This is a genomic window from Mesorhizobium sp. LEGMi-168a, assembly GCF_058312955.1.
In genome coordinates this window covers 164628-177576 of sequence record NZ_JBZEGV010000012.1, presented here as the reverse complement: position 1 = coordinate 177576, position 12949 = coordinate 164628, and the positions used below count along the sequence as shown (strand labels likewise).

The window sequence follows — 12949 nt, the reverse complement described above, 5'->3', positions numbered from 1 at the left end:
GCAGCTTCGCTCCCCGCTTCCTTCACGCCGGCCTCGCGGTCCGACGCTCTGCGGTTCGCTTCGCTCGCTGTGACCAGCTCACGAGAGGACTTTCACCTCCTAGTCGATGCCCATGCCGGGCGCACAACGAAATAGCGGGTTGCCCACTCAGGGGCAGCCCGCTGACGGCCCCGTATACCAACGCTGCTCAAGTCGCCGATCGCGTTGAGCGGCGGGACTATCCATTGAATTTAAGAGAAAATTTGGTGGGTGTGCACAGGATCGAACTGTGGACCCGCTGATTAAGAGTCAGCTGCTCTACCAACTGAGCTACACACCCACACCGCCGGAAAACCCAGCGTCGGCGGCGCATATAGCCGCCGGTTTCGGCTATGTCCAGCCCCGCCCGGATCATTTCCCGACAAATCGGTCGAGCATGATCCCGAAAAGTGGATTCCGGTTTTCGGAAAAGATCATGCTCGCTCAAAAAAGGACCAAATTGCCGCACCCGTCAGACAAAAAGCTTGCCTTCAGCGACCTTGATCGCATGGCCGCCGATGCGCGCGGAGGCCAGTTTTCCGCCGTCGACATTGAGCTCGAGCCGGATGCTCGACGGTCGGCCCATTTCCAGCCCCTGTTCGATCCAAAGCTGCGTGATTCCGTCCGTTGGGCCATCGAAATGCATGATGGCGCCGGCAAAGGCCGCCGCCGCCGAACCGGTCGCCGGATCCTCGTAAGAAGGATTGCCGGGCACGATCATGCGGACATGGAAGGCGCTGTCGTGATGCACCGTCTCGCGGCAATAGACATAGGGGCTGGCAAAGGCCCATTCGCTCTTGCGCGGAGCGAGTTCCGACCAGGCCTGGTTGTCCAGCCTGACCTTCGCCGCCGCTTCGAGGCCGGCGACCGGGATGGCGACGTAGGGCACGCCGGCCGACCAGAAGGAGACGCGGTGATTCTCGAAGCCGAGCTCGTGCGGAGCAAGCCCTAGCGCCGCGCCGATCATTTCCGGATCGGCGGCGAGTTCCAGCCGCTCTGGCAGTTTCGCCAGGTCGAATTCGGCAAAGATGGCGCCGTCATGCGTGCCGACCGCGCAGCGCACCGGGCCGATATTCTCCTCCAGCACGAAGATGCCCGCCGCCTCGCCGCCAAGCTCCGCAAGCGCGATCGCCGAGCCTACCGTCGGATGTCCGGCGAACGGCATCTCATAGTCGGGCGTGAAGATGCGAATCCGATTGCGGTGCTTGGGATTCTCGGGCGGCAGCACGAAAACCGACTCGGACAGATTGAACTCGCGCGCGATCGCCTGCATGGCGGCCGTGTCCAGCCCTTGGCTGTCGAGCACGACGGCGACCGGATTCCCGGCCAGCCGCTCGGTGGTAAACACATCGTAAAGCAAGTAGCTACGCGCCATCGAGAAAACCTTCTGCCTCGCCCCGAATTTTCTGCCTCAATCCCAACATGAGGGAAATTTAATTTGAAATTCGAACCTAAAGGCCTGATTTGTGCACGGATAGGGACATCAATTTTCCGCTATAGGGGTCCGGGGTGGACCAGGTTGTCAATCCGCCAAACGCAGAATCCGACACTTCCATCGAGGCCGCCCTTGGGCTCGACCGCAAGGGCGTGAGCCGCAGGCGCCGTCGCGGCTGGCTCTACGCGCTGCTGGCGCTGACCGTCGTGGCGACCGCGTTTGGCGTCTACCGGTGGAACGCCGCCGCGCCGCCCCGGATCGAATACACGACCGCTCCGGCGATGGTCGCCGACTTGACCGTCCAGGTGTCGGCGACCGGCACGCTGCAGCCGCTGACGCAGGTCGACATCTCCAGTGAGCTTTCCGGCATCGTCCGCTCCGTCGCGGTCAACGAGAACCAGCAGGTGAAGAAGGGCGACGTGCTTGCGACGCTCGACACCGCCAAGCTCGAGGTCCAGATCGAGCGCGCCGCCGCCTCGGCCAAGGCGGCCGCAGCTAGCGTCGAGGACGCCAAGGTCACGTTGCAGGAAAACGAGAACGCCGTTGTCCGCGCGAGCGCGCTCACCAAGCGCGGCATGGCGACGGATCAGTCGCTCGAGGCAGCGACCGCGACGCGCGACCGCTCCAAGGCTTCGCTCGACAGCGCTGAGGCCAATCTCGCCATCGCTCAGGCCGATCTCAAGGCGCAACAGACCGATCTTGCCAAGAGCACGATCTATGCGCCGATCGACGGCATCGTGCTCACGCGCTCGGTCGATCCTGGACAGACGGTCGCCTCTTCGCTGCAGGCGCCGGTGCTGTTCGTCATCGCCGCCGACTTGCGGAACATGGAACTGCAGGCGGCGGTCGACGAGGCCGATATCGGCCAGGTCAAACCCGGCCAGCATGCCCGCTTCACCGTCGATGCATTCCCGGACCGTCCGTTCGATGCCGAGATCCGCGACATCTCCTACGCTTCGGTCACCACCGACGGCGTCGTCACCTACAATGCACGGCTGGAAGTGGACAACAGCGAGCTTCTGCTCAGGCCCGGCATGACCGCCACGGTCGCGGTGGTGACCAGGCAGGCCAAGGACGTGCTCACCGTGCCGGCCACTGCCTTCCGCTACCGCCCGGCTCAACCGACGGCCCGCGGCTGGAGCCTGCGCGACCTGTTCACCGGCCGCATGGGCCGTCCCAACTGGCAGCGTGAGGCGACGAAGGCGCCGACCGACGGCTCGCGCACGCTCTATGTGCTGAAGAACGGGCGGCCACATCCGGTCAACGTCAGGATCGGCTCGACCGACGGCGAGTTGACCGAGATCACGTCCGGCCTCGAGCAAGGCGCCGAGGTCGTCACAGGCTCGCAGCAGCGGAGCTGACGCCATGTCGGCTCCCCTGCTCATTACTTTCGACCAAGTCTGGAAGAGCTATGGCGAGGGCGAGGCGCGCGTGCATGCTCTCGCCGGCGTCGACCTCGCCATTCGAAAAGGCGAATTCGTCGCCATCATGGGTCCGTCCGGCTCGGGCAAGTCCACCGCCATGAACATCATTGGCTGCCTCGACACGCCGACGGCGGGGACCTACAGATTCGAGGGCGTCGATGCCGGCCGGCTCGACCGCAACCGCCGCGCCCTGCTGCGCAACCTCTATGTCGGCTTCGTCTTCCAGGGCTACAATCTCCTGCCCCGCACCACGGCGGCGGAAAATGTCGAGCTGCCTCTCATCTATCGCGGCGTTCCCGCCCGCGAGCGCCGCGAACTCGCCATGCGGGCGCTGGCTGAGGTCGGGCTGGTCGGGCGCGAGCATCATACGCCTGCCGAGCTCTCGGGCGGCCAGCAGCAGCGCGTTGCAATCGCGCGCGCCATCGTCACCAAGCCGACGCTGCTCGTCGCCGACGAGCCGACCGGCAATCTGGACACCGCGCGCACCCACGAGATCATGGAATTGCTGACCAGGCTGAACGCCGAGCTCGGACTCACCATCGTCATGGTCACGCACGAAGCCGACGTCGCGGACTATGCCGAGCGCACCGTGCGCTTCCTCGACGGCCATGTCGCCTCCGACACCGCGAAAGCCGAGGCCGCATGATCTGGGAGACCGTCCGCCTTTCGCTGATTTCCATCCGCAGGAACGTGCTGCGCTCGTTCCTGACGTTGCTCGGCATCGTCATCGGCGTTGCCGCCGTCATCGCCATGCTCACCATCGGCTCGGGCACCACCGAGAAGGTTAAGGCCGACATCTCGAAGCTCGGCAGCAATCTTCTCGTGGTCCGCTCCGGCCGCCCTGCCGGGCCCGGCGGACCGGGCGGTCTGGACCAGGTCACCCGACCGCTGGCCGCCAAGGATGTTGAAGCGCTTGTCGCCCATCTCAGCGGCGCCCGCGCCATCGCGCCGGCCTCGCAAAAGCAGGTGCGCGTCATCTTCGGCACAGAGAGCCTGACGTCCGGCGTCACCGGCACCGACAGCGCCTATCTCGACGCGCGCGACTGGAAGCTGGTTTCCGGCCGCCCGTTCAGCGATTCCGAGACGCGCGCCGGCGCCGGCGTGTGCCTGATCGGCGAGACGGTGCGCCAGCAGTTCTTTGGCGCCGGCGATCCGGAGGGCGAGACCATCCGCGTCAACCGCACCTCCTGCAGGATCATCGGCCTTTTGGAGCCGAAGGGCTACACCGGCTTCGGCCAGGACCAGGACAATGTCGTGCTGATGCCTTTAGCCGCCTACCAGCGGCGCATCGCCGGCAATCGCGACATCGACAACATCTATATCGCCGCCGACGATCGGACGCCGACCACCGAACTGCAGCCGCGCGTCGAGGACATCCTGCGCGACACACGCCGCATCACGCCGGACCGCGATCCCGATTTTTCGATCCGCGACATGACCCAGATCGCCGACGCCATGGCCAGCGCCACTACGACCATGACCGGAATGCTCGGCGCCGTCGCCGGCGTCAGCCTTCTGGTCGGCGGCATCGGCATCATGAACATCATGCTGGTGTCGGTCACCGAACGCACGCGCGAGATCGGTATCAGGCTGGCGATCGGCGCGCATGAGAAGCACATCCTCATCCAGTTCCTGGTCGAGGCAACGGTTCTGTCGCTGTTCGGCGGCATTATCGGTATCCTGATCGGCCTGGCGCTTGCCGGTCTCGCTTCGGTGACGCTGACGATACCTTTTGCGCCGAGCCCGGCCGTCATCCTGCTCGCCGTCGGCTTCTCTGCGCTGATCGGCATGGTGTTCGGCTTCTTCCCGGCGCTGCGCGGCGCAAGGCTCGATCCGATAGACGCGCTACGACACGAGTAGGCCCACGCGGCTTTTGCCGCGCCTCTGGCCTGCAGGAACTGTCAAAACGGAAGCCGCGCATTCTCCTTGACCTCCTTCATGACGAAGAAGGTCCGGGTTTGCCGGACGCCCGGCAGCGCGATCAGCTTCTGCCCATGCAGCTTGTTGAAATCCGCCATGTCCCGCACCCTTATCTTCAAGAGATAGTCGAAGTCGCCGGCCACGAGGTTGCAATCAAGGACCTCCTTGAGTTTGAGCACGGCCTCCTCGAAAGCGGCGAAGCTTTCCGGTGTCGAACGGTCGAGCACGACGCCGACCATCACCAGCGCGCCAAGCGCTACGGCGGCGGGCGCGATCTCCGCCCTGACCCCGGTGATGTGGCCCTCTTCAAACAGGCGTTGTGTGCGCCTATGGCATGTGGCGGCGCTGACATTCACGCGCGCCGCCAGTTCCGCATTGGTCAGCCGTCCCTCGGACTGAAGGGCCCGCAGGATCTTGATGTCAATGCGGTCGAAGGCTGGTTCGGAAGATTCTTCCACTTCTGTGGTTCCAGATGGACGATTAGAGCCAATCCTAGCGCGTTTTCTTATGAAAGTGGAAAAATCCTGGAGAACCTTCGAGAGCACCTTTCGCCCTTATTCGTCTATCATCTGTCTATCGAAAAACGACCACGGCGGAGGCAGATCGATGTCACTTCTCGACAAGTTTGAACGCTATCCGCTGACCTTCGGCCCGACGCCGATCGAGCATCTGCCCCGGCTGAGCGCAGCGCTGGGCGACAAGGTGCAGATCTACGCAAAGCGTGACGATTGCAATTCCGGTCTCGCCATGGGCGGGAACAAGCTGCGAAAGCTCGAATACATCGTGCCTGACGCTCTTCGCACCGGCGCCGACACGCTGGTGTCGATCGGCGGCGTCCAGTCGAACCACACCCGCCTGGTCGCCGCGACGGCAGCCAAGATCGGCATGAAGTGCGTGGTGATCCAGGAGAAATGGGTGCCCCACTATGATGCGGTCTACGACCGGGTCGGAAACATCCTGCTGACCCGCCTGATGGGCGCTGACAGCCGGCTTGTCGACGACGGCTTCGACATCGGCATCCGCAAGAGCTGGGAGGACGCGATCCAGTCGGTGAAGGACGCGGGCGGCAAGCCCTATCCGATCCCCGCCGGCGCCTCGGTGCACAAGTACGGCGGGTTGGGCTATGTCGGCTTCGCAGAGGAGGTCGCCAGGCAGGAGGCCGAGCTCGGCTTCACCTTCGACTATATCATCGTGTGCGTCGTGACCGGGTCGACGCAGGGCGGCATGATCGTCGGCTTCGCCGCGCAAGACCGCGCCGACCGGGTGATCGGCATCGACGCCTCCGGCACACTTGCTCAGACCCGCGCCCAGGTCCGCCGCATTGTCGACGGCACCGCCGCCCTCGTCGGGCTGGGCCGCGCCGTACGCGAGGACGAAATCGTGATCAACCCCGACTACGCCTATCCGGCCTATGGCGTTCCATCGGAGGCCACGAACGACGCGATCCGGCTGGCAGCCCGCACGGAGGCCATGATTACCGATCCGGTCTACGAGGGAAAGTCGATGCAGGGCCTGATCGATTTGACCAGGAAAGGCTTCTTCCCCGAAGGTTCGAGAATTCTCTACGCGCATCTCGGTGGCGCGCCGGCCATCAACGGCTACAGCTACTATTACAAGGACGATCGCCCGGCAACTAAGCTCATGAGCGAGCCCGGCACCCGGGAACGCGCGCCTGAGGATACACTACTGCCAATCTTTCCATGATCCGGCTTCCGTCCAGGTGGCTGCCAAAGTGACGGGTTGCCGGGTCGCGGAAGACGTTACGCTTGCTCGCAAGGTGACATCAAGGATCAGAGGTGCTCGTCACTGCCGGCAAAATGCCATTCGATGAGCGGCTTCATGTGACCCATCAGGCCCTCCGGCAGATCGGCGGCATGGCGGATGATGACCGGACCTTCGATTTCCGGTTCGGCCTCGGAAGCAACGAAGGCACCGATACGCCGCGCGATCTCGTCGGCCGGCTCGGCCACCCGGTAGCGGCGGAAGATCACCGTGCCGCTCGCCGTCGACAGCGCGTAGTAGCGCAGGCCGCGCCGGGCCGCCGACAGGTCGATGCCGGTCTCCTCGCCCACCTCGCGGATCATGTTGAAATCGACATCGACGAGGCCGTCGCGGAAATCGATCGGCTCGAAGGAGCCGGCGGCGAAATAGACGCGGCCGGCATTGACCGTGTGCGAGCCCATGCGGATCGCCACCAGCGCATTGTCGCCGGCGACCAGCACGGCATGCGCATAGGCATGTTCGGCGCCGCTCAGCTCTTGGTTTTTGCGCCAGAGCATGAAGGTCGAGTACTTCACGGCATGGCAGCGGCCGACGAGCCGGCTGTCGCGATAGGCGAGCGCCGAAAGCAGCACCACCGTGCCGTCATAGAGCGCCGGCTTCGCCTCCATTTCGCGCCGCCAGTTCTCAGTGATCGCTGCCTGGTTGTCGCGTTCGAAAGGATGAAGGCTTGGGTCGAGCCGCACGTCGACGTCGTCGACCGGCAAAATGACGTTGCGCGGCAGGTCGAAACTCACGGGCTCAGGCCATGTCCAGGGTGATCACCACCGGGCAATGGTCGGAGGCCTTCGGCCTGTCCCAGCCGGCGCGCGGGAAACGTTCGACCTCCTGGCCGGACGGAAAGATGGTGCGCCAGGGCTGGCCGTTGCGGATGATCTCCGGAACCGCCGTTGCATTCTTCGCGGCGAGCGCTTTCGACAGCAAGATATAGTCGAGTTGGCACAGATGCCGCTCCTCCGGCCCGCGTGTGTGATAGAAACTCCAACGGTCCATCTCCGGCCGCCGCTCGACGACATTCTCGCAGAAACCGCCGGCGGTCAGAACATTGATCGCGGACTGGGCTTCGTCGACCACCTCGAAGCGATAGCCGTCGAAGCTGTCGCCTTCGATCTTCACGCGCTGCCGGTAGTCGTTCATGTCGCCGCAGATCGCCCAGCGCTTGTCGGCGGCATGGTCCTTGCCGAAACGCTCCTCGATGATGCGGCGCACGGCCTGCGCCTCGGCGATGCGCAGCGGCATCGTCGCCTCGCGGCCATCGAGCCCGTTGCGCGGCGAGCCCATCGACTTGAAGTGCACCAGATAGAGCGTCAGCGGCACGCCCCCAACCGTCACATCGATTTCAAGGCAGTCGCGCCGGAAGATGCGGTCGTTGGCCAGATGTCCAAATGCTGCAAGCTCCTGCGTGAACAGGCCGAACTGCTCGAAGGTGACGTAGGCGTGGCTGGTCATGCGCACGAACTCGATAGGCTGCCCTTGGGCCGTCTCGCTGCGCATCATCACGGCGACGTCGATGCCGCGGGAGTCGTTGCCGGCGGTAGTGTATTTCTGCCGGTAGCCCTGTCCGATCATCTTGAAGAGGTAGCCATATTCGAAGGCCTTCAGCGCCTCGATATTGTCGACCTCCTGCATGCAGATGATGTCCGCGCGGGTTGCCGCTATGGCGAGCGCGGTAAGCTGGCGGGTGTCGTCGGACTGGGCGATGGTGCGCGCCTGTTCGAGCAGCCTGTACTCAGCCTCGCTCTGGATATCGAACAGCGCCAGCGTACGGTCCTCGTTGAGCTGGTTGCGATAGCCGGAGAAGTCGAACCTGTTCATCAGGTTCTCGACGTTGAAGGTGGCGAGGCGCAGCGACATGGCCGAGACCTTTGCCCGCAAGCGACAGCGAACACAAGAGCCAGGCGGATGCTCGTCATGGTTGACGGAACCTTTCTGTTCATCCTCCGTTCAGACGAAAAGTTCCATCAATAGGCCCATTCCCGGGTGTTCTGGGCGTGGGGCCTTTGCTCCTTGGAGAGTGAAATGAAACCGCTCTTGTCTTCCCTCGGCTCCGGGCTGGTGGCCCTGGGCCTTATGGCGGGTCTGACGGCGCCGTCGATCGCCGGTCCGATCCTGCAACCCGATCTGTCGACCGCGACCAGCACGGCGGCACCCAAGATCATCCCCATCCGCGACGAGTGGGCCGGCGGCAACAACTACAGCCCGCAGATGTATGACTGGCGCTGGCGGCGCGGCGGCGACTGGCGCGGCCGCGACTTCAGATGGCGCGGTGGTGACTGGCGCGGCCGTCATTTCTCCCGCAACTGGGATGGCGGCGATTGGAATGGCGATTGGCGGTGGCGGCATCATCACCATCATCGGCATTTCGACAACGGGGACGCGGCCCTTCTGGGGCTGGGCCTTGGCCTCGGCCTGGGCAGCCTAGCCTATAGCAACTACTACGATCCCTACTATTATGATCCGTACCCGCGCTACTACCAGCCGCGGCGCATCTACCGGACGGAGCGTCTTCCCAGGGCCCATGTCCAGTGGTGCTACGACCGCTATCGGTCCTATCGCGCCTGGGATAACACGTTCCAGCCCAATTACGGCCCGCGCCGGCAGTGCATTTCGCCCTATATCTGAGCCCCGTCGGCAGAAAGATGAAACGGCGCCCATCGCGGCGCCGTTTCTTGTTGGGCAAAAGAGATCGCCTGCGGACAATAACCCTAAATTTAGCAGAGGCGTCTATTCGTAATGCGGTGCTCCCCAAATGACGATCGCCTGTTGCGATCCGCTAGGACGTGCCCGCCATGGCTGAGAACGAGTTGAGAGACAAGCACAGGCAGCGCGTGCTGAAGGGCGCGGCGATCCTGACCGGCATCAACAATTCCGAGGTCAAATGCACGGTGCGCAACATGCATCCGGATGGCGCCGAACTGAAGGTGCCGATCGAGGCGCGCGTGCCCGACGAGTTCCTGCTCTACGTGCCGACCGACGGCATCGGCTACAAGGCGGTCGTCCGCTGGCGCCGTGAAGACCGCATTGGTGTCGAGTTCAACGGCACCGAGCCTAAGCCGCATTGGCACTATGGGTGAGCGTGAAAAAGCCGGCGGATCGCTCCGCCGGCTCGTTATTCCAGCTAAGGTCAAGCCTTGGTTCTCGGCCTTATCGACCAGCTTGTTTCTTGGCGATCACCCCGCGCGACCGCAGGGCGGAGCCCGAGGACGCGCAAGGCAAAGAACGTGGATCGCCTTAATTCTTCGCCTTGTCGACCAGCTTGTTCTTGGCGATCCACGGCATCATCGCGCGCAGCTTGGCGCCGACTTCCTCGATCTGGTGGCTGTCGTTCATACGGCGGATGCCTTTGAAACGCGACAGGCCGGCGCGGTACTCCTGCATCCATTCCGAGGTGAACTTGCCGGTCTGGATGTCGTTCAGGATGCGCTTCATCTCGGCCTTGGTGTCGGCGGTGATGATGCGCGGACCCGAGACATATTCGCCCCATTCAGCGGTGTTCGAGATCGAGTAGTTCATGTTGGCGATGCCGCCCTCGTAGATCAGGTCGACGATCAGCTTGACCTCGTGCAGGCACTCGAAATAGGCCATTTCCGGCGCGTAGCCGGCTTCCACCAGCGTCTCGAAACCGGCGCGGATCAGTTCGACCAGGCCGCCGCATAGCACCACCTGCTCGCCGAACAGGTCGGTCTCGCATTCCTCGCGGAAGTTGGTCTCGATGATGCCGGAACGGCCGCCGCCGACACCGCAAGCGTAGGAGAGCGCGAGGTCGAGCGCGTTGCCCGAGGCGTCCTGGTTGACGGCGACCAGGCACGGCACGCCGCCGCCCTTCTGGTATTCGCCGCGCACCGTATGGCCGGGGCCTTTCGGCGCGATCATGACGACGTCGACCGAAGCCTTCGGCTCGATCAGGCCGAAATGCACGTTGAGGCCGTGCGCGAAGGCGATCGCCGCGCCGTCGCGGATGTTCGGCGCGATCTCGTTCTTGTAGATGTCGGCCTGCAATTCGTCGGGCGTCGCCATCATCATCAGGTCGGCCCATTTGGCGGCATCCGCCACGCTCATCACCTTGAGCCCGTCGGCCTCGACCTTCTTGGCGGTGGCCGAGCCGGCTTTCAGACCGATGGCGATCTCCTTGACGCCCGAATCCTTGAGATTGAGCGCATGCGCCCGGCCCTGGCTGCCATAGCCGATGATGGCGACCTTCTTGCCCTTGATCAGATTGAGATCGGCGTCACGATCGTAATAGACACGCATTTCGTCTTCCTTCCCGTTTTGAAGATCAGAGGCCTTGCGGCCGGTTGTTTGCTCCCCCGGTCTTTGACCCGTAGAGAGCGAGAAACTGCTGCGTCGCGCGGGCGGCGTCGCCGCCGATTGCCGCCTCAGTCAATTGCAGCCGATCGCCGAGCAGAAGCCGGATCTGCACGTCGCGAGCGACCAGCCCGAAAAACGTCCGGAACGCCGTCTCGGCGTCGTCGAAGTCGAGCAGCCCGGCCTGCCGTCCTGCTTCCAGCACCGGCTTCAGACGCCTGGCCAGCGCGAAGCGGCCGTTCTCAAGCACAATAGCGCCAAGATCGTCCTTGCCGGAACCGGCATGGCCGACCGCGACGCGGTTCAGCGCGATGGACGTATCGCTGGAGATCACTCGCAGCCAGTCGGAAGCGAAGCGTTCGAGGCTCGCCGTCAGCGAAGCGAGGTCGAACCCCTTGCGGTCAACCTGCGCCACGCGCACTTTCGAGGCCTGCCACTGCACCGTCGCGGTCAGCAGACCGTCGCGGTCGCCGAACCATTTGTAAAGCGTTTCCTTGGAACAGCTTGCCCGCCGCGCCACCGCGGTCATGGTCAGGTTGTCGCCCTCCTCGACCAGCTGGCGAAGCGCGGCGTCCAGAACGGCCTGCTGCCGCTCGGTGAGCGCCTCGCTGACATCGATGTCCGGCACGCTGTGCAACACGTTTCCCTCGGCTCACGCTCACCAGTTAGAGCGTACCGTACGTTACGGTTCGGCTTCTATGCAGTATTGTCCGAATCCATGCAAGCGCTATTTTCCACGTCCCACCGGAGGAACAAGATACTGGCCGGCCTGCTTGCCTTGGCTGTTGCAGCCGCCTTCACTGGCGCCGCTGTCTATGTCAGCGTCGCGGAGCAACCGGCGCGGCTTGCCTTGGACGACAAGGCGCTGCTGCGGGAGTGGCAACCCTCCTACAAGCGCGGCGCCGCCATGCAGGCCTCGATTGCCTTGGTCGCCTGTATTCTCGGTCTGATTGCCTGGTGGCAGACGGGCGTGTCCGGCTATCTGGTCGGCGCAGTGGCGATCATCCTGCCGTGGCCGTGGACGCTGCTTGTGATGATGCCGACCAACCGATTGCTGGAAGCGATGCAGGTCGAGGCCGACAATCCGCAGGCAAGACCTATGATCGTCAAATGGGGCAAAATGCATCTGGTCCGTGTCGCGCTTGGCGCGTTGGCGATGATCGCGTTTCTTTGGGCCTCGCATCTGCCCTGAAAGCGCCGGCCGCGGTTTCAGTCCGTGCTTGGCGGATCGCGCAGCCGCCCGAGCAGACCGGCCAGCATCTCCAGCTCCTCGGGCGAAAGCTTGTCGCCCATCAGCTCCGATATGGCTTTTCCGTAGACTGCCCATAAGCGGCGGCGCGTCTCCCGGCCGCTTGGCGTGATGCGCACGGTCTGGCCGCGGCCATCGTCCGAGACGGGCAGCTTTTCCACCAGCCCTTCCGCCTCGAGCCGCGCCAGCAGCCGCGAGACGTTGTACTGCGCCAGCAGCACCCGATCGATCAGCTCGAAAGGCCGCAATCCGCCCTCGCCTGCTTCGGCAAGCTCGTGCAGCACGTCGTACCAGGCGAGCGGCGGCAGGTCGCCGGCTTTCAGGGCGTCCTCGGCCTTTTCGAACAGCTGGCGCGACACGCGCATCAGCCGGCCCCAGGTTTTGACTGCTTCGGGCGAAGGAGATTTTTTCGTCATAGGCGGACTCTATTCGATAGATGCAATTGCATCAAGATTGACGATCGATGCAAATGCGTCCATATAGATGCAGTTGCATCGATAAGGAATTCTCCGATGAAACATGAAATCTGCAAAGTGGCCGACATCCCTGAGACCGGCAGCCTGATCGCCCCTTTCTTCGGCCGCGAGGTCCATGTCTGGCGCAGCGGCGAGCGTATCCGCGCCGCGGCCAATGCCTGCCTGCATTTCGGCGGGCCGCTCGATTGCAAGGACGGCACACTTGTCTGCCAGTGGCACGGCGCCCGCTTCGACATGGTAAGCGGCGAGCGCCTCGAAGGCCCGGCGCCAAAAGGTTCGCACCTGATGTTCCTGTCGACCCGCGTCGAAAACGGCGCGCTGAACTATGTCTGGGGAGAGTGAG

15 protein-coding genes and 1 tRNA gene are annotated in these 12949 nt (G+C 63.8%); 8 read left to right on the top strand and 8 right to left on the bottom strand.

The annotated features are described in order from the left end of the window. Positions 1 to 243: 243 nt before the first annotated feature. Both AC4FWB_RS17945 and AC4FWB_RS17940 read right to left on the bottom strand, forming a co-directional pair. Positions 244 to 319: transfer RNA gene (locus tag AC4FWB_RS17945), tRNA-Lys, on the bottom strand. A gap of 171 nt (positions 320 to 490) precedes the next feature. After that, the gene (locus AC4FWB_RS17940) at positions 491 to 1393 is read right to left on the bottom strand and encodes a PhzF family phenazine biosynthesis protein (protein ID WP_491027603.1); all 903 of its coding nucleotides are present in this window, start codon (positions 1391 to 1393) and stop codon (positions 491 to 493) included. Between the two features lie 134 nt (positions 1394 to 1527). On the opposite strand from AC4FWB_RS17940, the gene AC4FWB_RS17935 reads away from it, so the two are divergent. The 3 genes from AC4FWB_RS17935 to AC4FWB_RS17925 are packed head-to-tail and all read left to right on the top strand — an operon-like array spanning position 1528 to position 4737. After that, a complete protein-coding gene (locus tag AC4FWB_RS17935; protein WP_491027602.1) occupies positions 1528 to 2814 on the top strand; it encodes an efflux RND transporter periplasmic adaptor subunit in 1287 nt (428 codons plus the stop codon). Between the two features lie 4 nt (positions 2815 to 2818). Beyond that, complete coding sequence (locus AC4FWB_RS17930; RefSeq protein ID WP_491027601.1) at positions 2819 to 3523, top strand: ABC transporter ATP-binding protein; 705 nt, start codon at positions 2819 to 2821, stop codon at positions 3521 to 3523. After that, on the top strand, positions 3520 to 4737 hold the full coding sequence (locus AC4FWB_RS17925; RefSeq protein WP_491027600.1) for an ABC transporter permease: 1218 nt from the start codon (positions 3520 to 3522) through the stop codon (positions 4735 to 4737). The genes AC4FWB_RS17930 and AC4FWB_RS17925 overlap by 4 nt, the downstream gene beginning before the upstream one ends. A gap of 41 nt (positions 4738 to 4778) precedes the next feature. On the opposite strand, the gene AC4FWB_RS17920 is transcribed toward AC4FWB_RS17925, so the two are convergent. After that, positions 4779 to 5255 carry an Lrp/AsnC family transcriptional regulator gene (locus tag AC4FWB_RS17920; protein WP_126099519.1) on the bottom strand — a complete coding sequence of 159 codons (477 nt, stop codon included), beginning with the start codon at positions 5253 to 5255 and terminating at the stop codon, positions 4779 to 4781. Between the two features lie 148 nt (positions 5256 to 5403). Here AC4FWB_RS17920 and AC4FWB_RS17915 point away from each other — a divergent pair, with 148 nt between their 5' ends. Beyond that, positions 5404 to 6501: a 1-aminocyclopropane-1-carboxylate deaminase gene (locus AC4FWB_RS17915; protein WP_491027599.1), complete on the top strand. Its 1098-nt coding sequence runs from the start codon at positions 5404 to 5406 to the stop codon at positions 6499 to 6501. 86 nt (positions 6502 to 6587) lie between these two features. On the opposite strand, the gene AC4FWB_RS17910 is transcribed toward AC4FWB_RS17915, so the two are convergent. Further along, entirely contained in the window at positions 6588 to 7313 is a 726-nt protein-coding gene (locus tag AC4FWB_RS17910; RefSeq protein WP_491027598.1) for a hypothetical protein, read from the bottom strand. A gap of 4 nt (positions 7314 to 7317) precedes the next feature. Further along, a complete protein-coding gene (locus AC4FWB_RS17905) occupies positions 7318 to 8430 on the bottom strand; it encodes an endonuclease/exonuclease/phosphatase family protein (protein ID WP_491027597.1) in 1113 nt (370 codons plus the stop codon). A 165-nt stretch (positions 8431 to 8595) separates the two neighbouring features. On the opposite strand from AC4FWB_RS17905, the gene AC4FWB_RS17900 reads away from it, so the two are divergent. Next, positions 8596 to 9198 carry a BA14K family protein gene (locus tag AC4FWB_RS17900; protein ID WP_491027596.1) on the top strand — a complete coding sequence of 201 codons (603 nt, stop codon included), beginning with the start codon at positions 8596 to 8598 and terminating at the stop codon, positions 9196 to 9198. Between the two features lie 167 nt (positions 9199 to 9365). Then, on the top strand, positions 9366 to 9650 hold the full coding sequence (locus AC4FWB_RS17895; RefSeq protein ID WP_491027595.1) for a PilZ domain-containing protein: 285 nt from the start codon (positions 9366 to 9368) through the stop codon (positions 9648 to 9650). Positions 9651 to 9807: 157 nt separating this feature from the next. Here AC4FWB_RS17895 and ilvC read toward each other — a convergent pair whose 3' ends face one another. Both ilvC and AC4FWB_RS17885 read right to left on the bottom strand, forming a co-directional pair. Continuing rightward, complete coding sequence (gene ilvC / locus AC4FWB_RS17890; protein WP_491027594.1) at positions 9808 to 10827, bottom strand: ketol-acid reductoisomerase; 1020 nt, start codon at positions 10825 to 10827, stop codon at positions 9808 to 9810. Positions 10828 to 10852: 25 nt separating this feature from the next. Further along, positions 10853 to 11521 (bottom strand): TetR/AcrR family transcriptional regulator, encoded by a 669-nt coding sequence (locus AC4FWB_RS17885; protein WP_491027593.1) that lies wholly within the window; start codon positions 11519 to 11521, stop codon positions 10853 to 10855. 120 nt (positions 11522 to 11641) lie between these two features. Between AC4FWB_RS17885 and AC4FWB_RS17880 the strand changes: the two genes are divergently transcribed. After that, positions 11642 to 12073 carry an anthrone oxygenase family protein gene (locus AC4FWB_RS17880; protein ID WP_491027608.1) on the top strand — a complete coding sequence of 144 codons (432 nt, stop codon included), beginning with the start codon at positions 11642 to 11644 and terminating at the stop codon, positions 12071 to 12073. A 17-nt stretch (positions 12074 to 12090) separates the two neighbouring features. Here AC4FWB_RS17880 and AC4FWB_RS17875 read toward each other — a convergent pair whose 3' ends face one another. Further along, positions 12091 to 12546 carry a MarR family winged helix-turn-helix transcriptional regulator gene (locus tag AC4FWB_RS17875; RefSeq protein WP_491027592.1) on the bottom strand — a complete coding sequence of 152 codons (456 nt, stop codon included), beginning with the start codon at positions 12544 to 12546 and terminating at the stop codon, positions 12091 to 12093. 96 nt (positions 12547 to 12642) lie between these two features. Here AC4FWB_RS17875 and AC4FWB_RS17870 point away from each other — a divergent pair, with 96 nt between their 5' ends. After that, complete coding sequence (locus AC4FWB_RS17870; RefSeq protein WP_491027591.1) at positions 12643 to 12948, top strand: Rieske (2Fe-2S) protein; 306 nt, start codon at positions 12643 to 12645, stop codon at positions 12946 to 12948. Position 12949: the final 1 nt, after the last annotated feature.

What these genes read in the sequence shown, in the direction of transcription:
- AC4FWB_RS17875 (WP_491027592.1), bottom strand. Translation starts at nt 12,546, where the DNA reads ATGACGAAAAAATCTCCTTCGCCCGAAGCAGTCAAAACCTGGGGCCGG.
- AC4FWB_RS17930 (WP_491027601.1), top strand. Translation starts at nt 2,819, where the DNA reads ATGTCGGCTCCCCTGCTCATTACTTTCGACCAAGTCTGGAAGAGCTAT.
- AC4FWB_RS17895 (WP_491027595.1), top strand. Translation starts at nt 9,366, where the DNA reads ATGGCTGAGAACGAGTTGAGAGACAAGCACAGGCAGCGCGTGCTGAAG.
- AC4FWB_RS17940 (WP_491027603.1), bottom strand. Translation starts at nt 1,393, where the DNA reads ATGGCGCGTAGCTACTTGCTTTACGATGTGTTTACCACCGAGCGGCTG.
- AC4FWB_RS17925 (WP_491027600.1), top strand. Translation starts at nt 3,520, where the DNA reads ATGATCTGGGAGACCGTCCGCCTTTCGCTGATTTCCATCCGCAGGAAC.
- AC4FWB_RS17870 (WP_491027591.1), top strand. Translation starts at nt 12,643, where the DNA reads ATGAAACATGAAATCTGCAAAGTGGCCGACATCCCTGAGACCGGCAGC.
- AC4FWB_RS17905 (WP_491027597.1), bottom strand. Translation starts at nt 8,430, where the DNA reads ATGTCGCTGCGCCTCGCCACCTTCAACGTCGAGAACCTGATGAACAGG.
- ilvC (WP_491027594.1), bottom strand. Translation starts at nt 10,827, where the DNA reads ATGCGTGTCTATTACGATCGTGACGCCGATCTCAATCTGATCAAGGGC.
- AC4FWB_RS17915 (WP_491027599.1), top strand. Translation starts at nt 5,404, where the DNA reads ATGTCACTTCTCGACAAGTTTGAACGCTATCCGCTGACCTTCGGCCCG.
- AC4FWB_RS17900 (WP_491027596.1), top strand. Translation starts at nt 8,596, where the DNA reads ATGAAACCGCTCTTGTCTTCCCTCGGCTCCGGGCTGGTGGCCCTGGGC.